The organism is Nocardioides sp. (assembly GCF_036493135.1).
In the GTDB taxonomy this organism is placed as follows: domain Bacteria; phylum Actinomycetota; class Actinomycetes; order Propionibacteriales; family Nocardioidaceae; genus Nocardioides.
The window spans coordinates 1-10263 of record NZ_DASXQG010000002.1; the positions used below are offsets into that span (position 1 = coordinate 1).

13 protein-coding genes and 1 tRNA gene are annotated in these 10263 nt (G+C 71.1%); 4 read left to right on the top strand and 10 right to left on the bottom strand.

The window, feature by feature from the left end:
* Positions 1 to 271, top strand: a 271-nt coding sequence (locus tag VGJ24_RS00420) for a hypothetical protein (RefSeq protein ID WP_331498456.1), incomplete at its 5' end; no start/stop codon positions are given.
* Positions 272 to 569: 298 nt separating this feature from the next.
* On the opposite strand, the gene VGJ24_RS00425 is transcribed toward VGJ24_RS00420, so the two are convergent.
* A tRNA-Pro gene (locus VGJ24_RS00425) sits at positions 570 to 643 on the bottom strand.
* 200 nt (positions 644 to 843) lie between these two features.
* Here VGJ24_RS00425 and VGJ24_RS00430 point away from each other — a divergent pair.
* The 3 genes from VGJ24_RS00430 to VGJ24_RS00440 all read left to right on the top strand — a co-directional run bounded on the left by VGJ24_RS00430 (position 844) and on the right by VGJ24_RS00440 (position 2963).
* Positions 844 to 2133: a S1C family serine protease gene (locus VGJ24_RS00430; protein ID WP_331498457.1), complete on the top strand. Its 1290-nt coding sequence runs from the start codon at positions 844 to 846 to the stop codon at positions 2131 to 2133.
* A gap of 118 nt (positions 2134 to 2251) precedes the next feature.
* A complete protein-coding gene (locus VGJ24_RS00435) occupies positions 2252 to 2428 on the top strand; it encodes a hypothetical protein (RefSeq protein WP_331498458.1) in 177 nt (58 codons plus the stop codon).
* A 94-nt stretch (positions 2429 to 2522) separates the two neighbouring features.
* On the top strand, positions 2523 to 2963 hold the full coding sequence (locus VGJ24_RS00440) for an OsmC family peroxiredoxin (protein ID WP_331498459.1): 441 nt from the start codon (positions 2523 to 2525) through the stop codon (positions 2961 to 2963).
* 9 nt (positions 2964 to 2972) lie between these two features.
* Here the strand turns inward: VGJ24_RS00440 and VGJ24_RS00445 are convergent, their stop codons facing one another.
* The 9 genes from VGJ24_RS00445 to scpB all read right to left on the bottom strand — a co-directional run.
* Positions 2973 to 3968 (bottom strand): hypothetical protein, encoded by a 996-nt coding sequence (locus VGJ24_RS00445; RefSeq protein ID WP_331498460.1) that lies wholly within the window; start codon positions 3966 to 3968, stop codon positions 2973 to 2975.
* Entirely contained in the window at positions 3965 to 4609 is a 645-nt protein-coding gene (locus VGJ24_RS00450; RefSeq protein ID WP_331498461.1) for a LysE family translocator, read from the bottom strand. Before VGJ24_RS00450 ends, VGJ24_RS00445 begins: the two co-directional genes overlap by 4 nt.
* Before the next feature lie 63 nt (positions 4610 to 4672).
* Positions 4673 to 6022 (bottom strand): ribosome biogenesis GTPase Der, encoded by a 1350-nt coding sequence (gene der, locus VGJ24_RS00455; RefSeq protein ID WP_331498462.1) that lies wholly within the window; start codon positions 6020 to 6022, stop codon positions 4673 to 4675.
* Positions 6019 to 6714 carry a lysophospholipid acyltransferase family protein gene (locus VGJ24_RS00460; protein WP_331498463.1) on the bottom strand — a complete coding sequence of 232 codons (696 nt, stop codon included), beginning with the start codon at positions 6712 to 6714 and terminating at the stop codon, positions 6019 to 6021. Before VGJ24_RS00460 ends, der begins: the two co-directional genes overlap by 4 nt.
* Complete coding sequence (gene cmk / locus VGJ24_RS00465; protein WP_331498464.1) at positions 6711 to 7388, bottom strand: (d)CMP kinase; 678 nt, start codon at positions 7386 to 7388, stop codon at positions 6711 to 6713. Before cmk ends, VGJ24_RS00460 begins: the two co-directional genes overlap by 4 nt.
* Before the next feature lie 83 nt (positions 7389 to 7471).
* On the bottom strand, positions 7472 to 8533 hold the full coding sequence (locus VGJ24_RS00470) for a prephenate dehydrogenase (protein ID WP_331498465.1): 1062 nt from the start codon (positions 8531 to 8533) through the stop codon (positions 7472 to 7474).
* Entirely contained in the window at positions 8526 to 8933 is a 408-nt protein-coding gene (gene aroH, locus VGJ24_RS00475; RefSeq protein ID WP_331498466.1) for a chorismate mutase, read from the bottom strand. The genes VGJ24_RS00470 and aroH overlap by 8 nt, the downstream gene beginning before the upstream one ends.
* 25 nt (positions 8934 to 8958) lie before the next feature.
* Positions 8959 to 9720, bottom strand: coding sequence for a pseudouridine synthase (locus tag VGJ24_RS00480; protein ID WP_331498467.1), 762 nt, complete (start codon positions 9718 to 9720; stop codon positions 8959 to 8961).
* Positions 9717 to 10263, bottom strand: a 547-nt coding sequence (scpB, locus tag VGJ24_RS00485; protein WP_331498468.1) for an SMC-Scp complex subunit ScpB, incomplete at its 5' end; no start/stop codon positions are given. The genes VGJ24_RS00480 and scpB, both read right to left, overlap by 4 nt.

Sequence of the window (10263 nt, forward strand, 5' to 3'; positions counted from 1 at the left end):
CGGCGTACATAGCGATGAGCTCTCGATGGCTGCGGCATTTGCAGCATTTGCGATCGCCTTCTGGGCGGGAGCGGTGATCCCGATCACGGGCAGCGGGCTCGGCGTAGTTGACGCAGTTCTGATCACCATGCTTTTCGAACTGAGCACCGCCCCAGATGACCCCCTGCTCGCTGCTGCGCTGCTGTGGCGCTTCACCTACTCAGTCCTCATCCTTCCGCTCGGTGCGATCACCTTGGCCCGCTACCGGAAACCGCAGGCTAACGCGGTCTGACCCCGGCCACACCGCAACAGGTGAGCCCTCACCGTGCCGGTGCACAACCCCAACTCCCTTGCCGTCGGGCTTCGCCACCCGTCCGGCCCGCAACCTCACCCACACTTTGTCACCGCCTGCGGCATCAACCTCTCGGGATGACCTTAGGTCCAACAGACTGTGCGGGTGCTCAGTGCACGCTCATCGGCAGATGAGTGCGTGTCAGATCGGCCTGCGTGTGGCACACGTGTGGCACGAACCTAGGCTAACATCCGCACAGCCGAAGAGTTCGCGCAGATCAGAGGCACATTTCTCTCGGTCGGGCTGACAGGATTTGAACCTGCGACCCCTTGACCCCCAGTCAAGTGCGCTACCAAACTGCGCCACAGCCCGATGCCCCACAGCGGCCGGCCGCGAAGCGGAGTGAAGGCTACCGCAGCGCCGCCCGCGCGCTGGAATCGACCCGATCGACCGTGATCGGCCGTCCACGTCTCAGGAAGTTCTTCCCCAGCGGCTACCCACGTCCTAGCCGGCTCACAGGTTCCTCCGAGGATTGCCGGGCTTGATGGAGGCACCCGACGAGGAGGAGCCTCATGGACGAGCAGGACCCGCGACCAACCGAGCACACGCCCGAGGTCCCGGCGGAAGCCACCCCGGACGTGAACCCCGAGGTCAACCCTGCCCGGTTCGGAGCACCTCTCCCGCCGCCTGCCTGGTCGTCCGCGACGCCGCCTGTTCCCCCGCGGCGTCGCGGGCCGCGCCTCCTCGCGGTCGGGACCGCACTGGCCGCGGTCGCCGGCGCGGCGGGCGCCGGGTTCCTCCTGGGACACCTCGACGACCACGGCCATCCCGCTGCCGGCGGTCCACCGAGCAGCTACGCGGGACAGGTGCCGAACGGTCAGCGATTCGGAGAGGCGCCCTTCGGCGGTACGCCGTTCACCGGGCCGGGCGGCCGGGGTACGCCGTTCGACTCGGCCTCGAGGGGGACTCCGGCCACCGACAGCCAGCTGACGGGCCTGGTGCGGATCGCCTCGACCCTGAAGTACCAGGGCGGCCGGGCCGCCGGCACCGGCATGATCCTCACCAGCACCGGTGAGGTCGTGACCAACCACCACGTCGTCGAGGGGTCGACCAAGCTCCAGGTCACGGTGATGAGCACCGGCCAGACCTACACGGCGACCGTCGTCGGCACCGACGCCAAGGACGATGTGGCCGTGCTCCAGCTCGAGAACGCCAGCGGGTTGCAGACGGTCACGCCCGACACCGACGGAGTCTCGGTCGGCGACGCCGTCACCGCAGTCGGCGATGCGGGGGGCAGCACCTCCACGTTCTCGGCCGCGGCCGGTGACGTGCTCGCGACCGGGCAGAACATCACCACCAGTAGCGAGCTCGGGCGCGGCGGCGAGAAGCTGCGGGGGCTGATCAAGATCAGCAGCGACGTCATCTCCGGCGACTCCGGCGGCGCGACGTACGACGACGGCGGTGAGGTCGTGGGCATGACGACGGCGGCCTCCACCGGCAGCAACGACGTGGTCGGGTTCGCGATCCCGATCGCGAAGGTGACCCGGATCGCCGGCGAGCTCGAGAACGGCACGGAGAACGCCAGGTACGACTACGGTTCCCCCGCGTTCCTCGGGCTGGGGCTCGGCGGGTCCAGCACCCGCGTCGGCGTCGTCTACCCGAGAACGCCGGCTGCCCGGGTCGGCATCACCGCAGGAGACACGATCACGCGGGTCGGAGCCACCACGGTGCGCACGGCCACCCAGCTGCGGGATGCGATCACGACGTACTCCCCCGGCGATCGGGTGCGGGTCTCGTGGACCGATCGGAACGGCACCTCGCACATCGCGTCGGTGACCCTGATGTCCGGACCCGTGGCGTGAGCTCCGCGCGTCACCCAAATGAGGGTTTGAAGTGAGGACCCTTTGGGCACAGGATCAGATAGTCGCCCACCGGCGAGGCTCAGTCGTGCGGAGGGCGTATCCCACAAGGACGTGCCCCATGTCTAACCTCACCATCGCGAACATCTTCTTGTTCCTGGCGATCCTCTGCATGGCCCTCAGCTTCTCCGCGGGTCTGTTCCTGTACTTCATCTACTCCATCGCCGCGACCACCCTGGCCGGCGCCGTCCGCTACGACCAGCTCCCCGACAAGAGGGAGAAGACCAGCCACCGCTGACGACCGGAGACGGCGGTCTCACCCACAGGACCTCGGACGGAGTGACGCGCGCCCTGAGAGGTGAGCTCACCACCACAACCCCCTAGGAGACACCATGCCGACGCGTACTGCTCGCACCGCCTGGACTGGCGGCCTCAACGACGGCACCGGCCGGGTCGAGCTCGTCAGCTCCGGCCTGGCGACGTACGACGTGTCGTTCCCGCGCCGCACGGCCGAAGCCGCGGACGGCACCACGAGTCCCGAGGAGCTGATCGCGGCGGCCCACTCGTCCTGCTACGCGATGGCGCTCTCGGGCATCATCGGCAGCGCCGGAGGCACCGACATCGCGCTCGACATCCAGGCCGACGTGTCGATCGGCCCAGACCCTGCGGGCGGCCTGCGTCTGACGGGCATCGTCCTGACCGTCCGGGGCCGGGTCGAGGGGCTCGACGCGGCCGGCTTCGAGGAGGCTGCGAACGCCGCCAAGGTCGGCTGCCCGGTCAGCAAGGCCCTCACCGGCGTCGAGATCACGCTCGACGCGGCGCTGGAGAGCTGACCCGACCGCTCAGCGCGTGGCGCCGCTGTTCTTCTTCACCATCAGCGACGAGGTGTCCACCGCGACGAACTTTCGTGCCGGGATTCGCTTGAGCTGCTCGATCAGCGAATCCGGCCACTTCGCGTTCTGCTCGCCCTGGAAGTACCACGGCGAGCCGTTGTCGGCGAGCACGAGGCCGTACTTCTTCATCGCCTTGACCACCGCCATGGCCTGCGGCCCCAAGCCCGTCGGGTGGTACGACGCGCGTAGCCGGAAGCGCGCACCCATCGGTGGGTACTTCCAGCTGCGCGTGGACCCGGCCTGATGGCGCGCCGGCCAGAGGAAGTGGTCGGAGGTGATGTTCGTGGTGAACCGGATGGCGTGGTCGATGTCGCGGTGCTTCACCTCGTTCCATCGCAGTAGCCCCGGCAGGATCGGCAGCCCGGCCGCGTCGGCGGAGGTCCACCCCTTGGGCCGCAGCCGATCGGAGGTCAGCGACCAGACCGCCCCGGAGCCGGCGTGCCATCTGCCCTTGCGCTTCTGGGTCGCGAACGTCTCGTAGAGACGGCACGCGTCCTTGTCGACCACGATCGCGTGCCGGTCGCCCGACGAGTGTCGTCCGCCCTCGATCCGGGTGTCCGTGCCGAGCGGGTAGCGGACCCGGTCGCTCTCGTCGGCGTACTGGAAGTGCACCCGCACCCGCGGATGGCTCTTGCTCACGACGGTGATCGGGATGCCGTAGTTGGGTCCCTGCCCGAACGACGGACCGAAGTCGGGGTGGAGGTCCACCCCCTTCGACATGTGCGACATCCAGGCCTTGCTCCTCGGGTCGACCGGGAGCTTGCGGATGTCGGCATGCCACCAGTTGTCCGCCGGGAACACCGGACACGACGTCCCGAGGACCGGCCGTGCGGCGTCCGGCGCGGACGACCGTCCGCTGGCGACCCCGGCGTACGTCGCGCCACCCACCGCCAGCGCGGCCGCGACCCCGAGCGTCGTCGCACGCAGACTGGTGCGCGACCTCATGCGGTGTCCGGGCGTCCGCCGACGGCCACGGCCACTCCGAGTCCGATCATCGACATGCCGCCCACCGTGCCGAGCGCGCGCCCGCGCCGGGGCGATGCGTTGAACCAGCGCCTCAGCTGGCTGGCGAGCAGCGCCCACAGGCTGTCGGAGCACAGGCCGATCACGAACGCGACGAGCCCGAGCAGCAGCATCTGCACGGTCGCACCGCCGCGGTCGCGCTCGATGAACGGCGGCAGCACGGCCGCGAAGATCACGTAGGCCTTCGGGTTGGTGAAGCCGACCATGAAGCCCTGCCGGAGGGCACGCACGCCGCGCATGGCCGGGGCGTCGTCCCCGGAGCTGACTTCGATGCCGTGCCGGTGACGGAGTGCCTGGAAGCCGAGGTAGATCAGGAACATCGCACCCCCGACCTTGACCACCTCGAACGCCACGTCGGACGTCGCGACGAGGTTGCCGAGCCCCAGCGAGACCAGGATCAGCACAGCGAGCAGGCCGAACGAGTTGCCGACCACCGTCGTCAGCGCGACCGTGCGCCCGTACGTCAGCGCCCGGCCGATCGTGAACACCACGCTCGGGCCGGGGATGGCGATCAGGACCAGCGCGACCAGGCCGAAGGCGACCACCTGATGCATCGTGACCATGGTCGGCATCGTCTCACGCGGCGGTTGAGGCCTGCCCGCGATTTCACGGCACGACGTCCAGCGTCAGCGCTTGCGTCTCTCGCGCACCCGCTGGACCAGCACGATCGGGGTGCCAGCGAAGCCGAACTCCTCGCGGAGGCGGCGCTCGATGAAGCGCTCGTAGCCGGCATCGAGCTTGCCGGAGGTGAACAGCGCGAACGTCGGTGGCGCGACCGACGGCTGGGTGCCGAACATGATCTTCGGCTGCTTGCCGCTGCGCACGGGGTGCGGGTGCTCGGCCACGAGCCGCCCCAGGAACGCGTTCAGCGCGCCGGTCGGCACCCGCGTCTCCCAACCCTGCAGCGCCTTGTCGAGCGCCGGCACGAGCCGGTCGACGTGCCAGCCGGTGCGGGCGGTGACGTTGATCCGTGGCGCCCACTGCACCTGCACCAGCTCCAGGTCGACCTCACGCTCGAGGTAGTGACGGCGCTCCTCGTCGACCAGGTCCCACTTGTTGAAGGCGATGACGAGTGCCCGGCCGGCGTCCTTGACCGTCTGCAGGATCCGGACGTCCTGCTCGGAGATGGTCTGGTCGGCGTCGAGGACCAGTACGGCGACCTCGGCCCGGTCGATGGCCGTGGACGTCCGCAACGAGGCGTAGTACTCGTGGCCCGAGGCCTCCTTCACCCGCTTCCGGATGCCGGCGGTGTCGATGAACCGCCACTCACGACCGCCGAGCTCGATCAGCTCGTCGACCGGGTCGACGGTCGTGCCGGCCACCGAGTCCACGACGACGCGCTCGGAGCCGGCGAGGCGGTTCAGCAGCGACGACTTGCCGACGTTGGGCTTGCCGACGATCGCGACCCGACGCGGGCCGGCCTCCTCCTCGAAGGACTCCGCCGGGGGCTCGGGGAGCACGGCGAGGACGGCGTCGAGCAGGTCGCCGGACCCGCGGCCGTGCAGCGCCGAGACCGAGAACGGCTCGCCGAGGCCGAGGTTCCACAGGCCGTAGGCCTCGGCCTCGGCACGCTCGTCGTCGACCTTGTTCGCGGCCAGGACCACCGGCTTCTGGGACTTCCGCAGCACCCGGACGACGGCCTCGTCGGCATCGGTGATGCCCACCGTCGCGTCGACGACGAACAGCACCGCGTCCGCGAGGGTCACCGCCATCTCGGCCTGCTCCTTGATCCGCTCGGCCACGCCCCGGGCGTCGGGGTCCCAGCCGCCGGTGTCGACGACGGTGAACGCGCGGCCGGCCCAGGTGGCGTCGTACGAGACCCGGTCGCGGGTCACGCCCGGCACGTCCTCGACGACGGCCTCGCGGCGGCCGAGGATCCGGTTGACGAGGGTGGACTTGCCGACGTTCGGGCGGCCGACCACGGCGAGCACCGGCACCGGTCCGGCCGGGGCTTCGGTCAGGTCGTAGGTGGTCATGGGCGGTCCTTCTCCTCGTCACCGGGGATCGGACCCGGCATGGTCTGTCCCGTCAACACCAGGCCGGCGGCCAGGTCTTCCAGCATCCGGGCGTGGAGCGCATCACTGGTCGCGGCCACCAGCGTGCGCGTCCGCGGCCACGGCGTGCGCGCGACCCGGTACGGCGCGCCGTACACCAGGTCGAGTACGGCGCCACGGGCCGGCATCGCATCCCTGCCGCCGGCCTTCGGCCGGGTGCCGAACATCATCAGCGGGACGATCGGGGCGCCGGTGACCAGAGCGAGGTACGCCGCGCCGTTGCGGAAGCGGGTGAGGTTGCCGGCGCCGCGGTTGCCCTCCGGGAAGATGCCCACCGCTCCCCCGTGCTCGAGCACGTGCAGGCAGGTGCGGACGGCACGGAGGTCGGTCGCGAAGCGGTCGAGCTCGATCTGACCGGTCACCCGGAGGAGCGGCCCGAGCCTGCTACGGAACATCTCCTCCTTGGTCAGCGCGTGCACCGGCCGCGGGCCGAAGATCGCCAGCAGCGGTCCGTCGATGACGCCGGTGTGGTTGGCGGCGACGATCAGCGGGCCCTGGGGAGGCACGTATCCGGTGCCGTGCTCGCGCACGTCGTACCTGCGGCGGATCAGCCAGCGGCTCGCCGGCCGCCCGCCGTGCAGCAGCCACGTGGGCGGGTGGTGCCCGTTCCTCATCTCGACGCCTCGACGAGCCCCACGATGAGGTCGACGACCTCCTCGAGGGTGTACGGCGTGCTGTCGATGTGGACGGCGCCCTCGGCCATCGTGAGCGGTGAGGCGATGCGGGTGGAGTCGATCCGGTCGCGCGCGAGCAGGGACGACTCGGTCACGGCGACATCTGCCCCACCTTCCTCGGCGGCGCGGCGCGCGGCCCGGGCGGCCGCCTCGGCGGTCAGGTAGACCTTCACGTCGGCATCCGGGGCGACCACGGCGCCGATGTCGCGCCCCTCGACCACGATCCCCGGCCCGTCGAGCGCGCCGCCGATGGCCGCATGCTGGAGCTCGAGCAGCCGGGCGCGCACCTGGGGCACGGCACTCACCTGCGAGACGGAACCGGTCACCTCCGGGGTGCGGATCGCCGCCGCGACGTCGGTGCCGTCGACGGTGATCGTGGGGCGCTCCGGGTCCGTGCCGGTGTCGATCTCGGGCTCCCCGCAGCGCTCGGCGACGGCGGCAGGGTCGTCGACCGGGACACCGTGGCGCAGCATCCACCACGTCACCGCGCGGTACATCGCGCCGGTGTCGAGGTACCGCAGCCCGAGGCGCATCGCGACGCCGCGCGACGTACTGGACTTGCCCGAGCCGGAGGGACCGTCGATCGCGACGACCACGCCGGTGCGTGCGCTCACGGTTGGATGTCCTTGCTCGTCGGAGGGCCGGGCCAAGCGCTCAGACTAGTGGCCGGGTGCGGCCGGGCGTGATTCGCCGAACCTCAGCGGTGGGTCTCCCAACCGCGCCCGCCGAGGGAGGTCTGCAGGTGGTCGGCGCGGGTCTCGTCGACCACGAGCTCGACCAGTCCGGTGTCGCGGGCGGGGTCGTGGTCGATGTGGACGTCCTCGATGTTGACGTCGCTGGCGCCCGCGTCCGCAAACAGCCGGGCCAGCTCGCCGGGGTGGTCGGGCACGGACACGAACACCGACGCCGTGGGACGCAACGGCCCGCCGTGCTTACCCGGGATCGCGCGCGTGCCGGCGACCCCGAGCTCCAGGATCTCGCCGAGCGAGGCCCGGTCTCCGGTGGCGACGGCGTCGATGAGGACGTCGAGCTGGTCGCGGACCTGGGTCAGGAGCCCGGCGACCGCCGCGGCGTTCCCGGTCACGATCTGCTGCCAGAGCGACGGGTCTCCCCCCGCGACCCGGGTGACATCCCGGACGCCCTGGCCGCTGAGCGCGAGGTGGTCGGTGGGGGCATCGGCGAGGCGGCCGGCCACGAGCACGGACAGGAGGTGGGGCAGGTGCGACGTGCGGGCGACGGCCTCGTCGTGCTCCTCCGGACTCAGCCGTACGACGCTCGCCCCGGCCAGCCGGGCCAGCTCATCGACCGCCGCGGTCGCGGCCGCCGACGAGCGAGCGTGCGGCGTCACGGCCCACGGTCGGCCGTCGAACAGCGTCGGTGTGGCCGCCAGGGGGCCGGACCGTTCGCTGCCCGCCATCGGATGGCCACCGGCGTACCGCTCGATGCCCGAGACGCCGTCCAGCATACGGAGCGGCGCCGTCTTGACGCTGCCCACGTCGGTGACGAGGGCATCGGTGTCCGCGAGTGCACGGGCGACCTCCGACCCGACGTGGTCAGGCGGGACGGCCACCACGACGAGGCCGACCTGCTGACCGGCGTACGGATGGCCGGCGCCCAACCCGCTGGCGGTGCGGAGGTGTTCGGCGTTGCGGTCACTGAGCAGCACCTCGACCTCGCGGCGCCGCAGCGCGAGACCGAGCGACGTCCCCAGCACGCCGGTGCCCACGATCAGCACCGGCTGCGGCAGGTCCTCACTCATCGTGCTCGGCGGTGGGAGACGTGTCGGGCACCGTGCGGACCCGGGCCAGGTCGCGCCGCAGCGCCGCGGCGCCGTGCAGGTAGACGTGGGTGATGTCGGCCCGTGGTAGGTCGCTCTCGACGTGCGCCATCATCCGTACGACCCGGGGCATCGAACCCTCGACCTCCAGCTCACGTGTGCAGATCAACGGCACGTCGGTGAACCCCAGCATCCGCGCGGCGTAGGCGGGGAACTCCGAGACCAGATCGGTGGTCGCGGTGAAGATGATCGAGATGAAGTCGTCGACGTCCCACCCGTTGGCGTCCATCACCTCCGTGACCATCTCGGTGACCCGGGCGAGCATGTGCTCGCGCTCGTCGAGATCGAGCTGGGTCGCTCCGCGCACCGCCCTGACTGCCACGTCCCGACCCTAACCGCGCGACCGCTCAGAGGCTGGCGGCGTCCAAGAGGGCGCCGAGCTCGTCGTTGGTCAGCTCGCGCATCTCCCCGACCCCGAGGCGGCCGAGCGGGACCGGCCCGATGGCCGTCCGTGTCAGCTGCCGCACGGTGTGACCGACGTGCTCGAGCAGCCGCCGGACGATCCGGTTGCGCCCCTCGTGGATCACCAGCTCGAGGATCGAGCCGTCCCGGGTGCCGCGACCGCCGACCAGCTTCACCGACGAGACCGTGACCGGACCGTCGTCGAGGGTCACGCCCGCGAGCAGCTGCTTGATCGTGCTCGGGTGGACGACGCCCGCGACGTCCGCGACGTACGTCTTGTCGACCTCGTACGACGGGTGGGCCATGCGCTGGGCGAACTCGCCGTCGTTGGTGAGCAGCAGCAGCCCGGCGGTGTCGGTGTCGAGGCGCCCGACGTGGAACAGCCGCTCCGGGCGGTCCCCGACCAGGTCGGCCAACGTGCGCTCGGCGTGCGGGTCCGACATCGTGGACGTGACACCGACGGGCTTGTTGAGCGCGAGGTACACGTTCGGCGACATGGGTGGGAGCCGGTGACCGGAGACCCGGATCACCGCGGCGGTCGGGTCGACCTTCGTGCCCAGCCGGGTCACGACCTCACCGTCGACTCTCACCTCGCCGGCCAGCATCAGCTCCTCGCACTTGCGCCGCGAGGCGACGCCGGAGCGGGCCAGCAGCTTGTGCAGCCGGACGAGGCCGTCCTCGTCCCGCTCCAGGTCGGGTCCGCTCACGTGGCCTCGGCCGGGTCGCTGCCGTCGTAGGAGCCGGTGTCGTCGGTCGAGCCGGTCGGGACCACGGCCCGCGACCCACCCAGCTCGTCCTCGAGGTCGTCGAGGTCGTCCAGGTCGGGGAGGTACGGCGCGAGCTCGGGCAGCTCGTCGAGCGAGGTGACGCCGATCCGCTCGAGGAAGTACGTCGTCGTGCGGTACAGGTGGGCGCCGGTCGAGTGATCCTCCCCCGCTTCCTCGACGAGTCCGCGGGTGAGGAGCGTGCGCATCACGCCGTCGACGTTCACGCCACGGATCGCGGAGACCCGCGCCCGCGAGACCGGCTGCTTGTAGGCGACCACGGCCAGCGTCTCGAGGGCCGCCTGGGTGAGCCGCGCCCGCTGGCCGTCGAGCACGAACGCCTCGACCACCGGGGCGAACTCCTCGCGCGTGTAGTAGCGCCAGCCGCCGGAGACGTTGCGCAGCTCGAAACCGCGTCCCTGGTCGGCGTACTCCTGCGCGAGCTCGGCGAGCGCCGCGGTCACGTCGGGGACCGGTGCGCCGACG

Excerpts from the sequence above, each read along its gene's own strand:
- VGJ24_RS00430 (WP_331498457.1), top strand. The coding sequence starts at position 844 with ATGGACGAGCAGGACCCGCGACCAACCGAGCACACGCCCGAGGTCCCG.
- VGJ24_RS00435 (WP_331498458.1), top strand. The coding sequence starts at position 2,252 with ATGTCTAACCTCACCATCGCGAACATCTTCTTGTTCCTGGCGATCCTC.
- VGJ24_RS00440 (WP_331498459.1), top strand. The coding sequence starts at position 2,523 with ATGCCGACGCGTACTGCTCGCACCGCCTGGACTGGCGGCCTCAACGAC.
- VGJ24_RS00445 (WP_331498460.1), bottom strand. The coding sequence starts at position 3,968 with ATGAGGTCGCGCACCAGTCTGCGTGCGACGACGCTCGGGGTCGCGGCC.
- VGJ24_RS00450 (WP_331498461.1), bottom strand. The coding sequence starts at position 4,609 with ATGGTCACGATGCATCAGGTGGTCGCCTTCGGCCTGGTCGCGCTGGTC.
- der (WP_331498462.1), bottom strand. The coding sequence starts at position 6,022 with ATGACCACCTACGACCTGACCGAAGCCCCGGCCGGACCGGTGCCGGTG.
- VGJ24_RS00460 (WP_331498463.1), bottom strand. The coding sequence starts at position 6,714 with ATGAGGAACGGGCACCACCCGCCCACGTGGCTGCTGCACGGCGGGCGG.
- VGJ24_RS00470 (WP_331498465.1), bottom strand. The coding sequence starts at position 8,533 with ATGAGTGAGGACCTGCCGCAGCCGGTGCTGATCGTGGGCACCGGCGTG.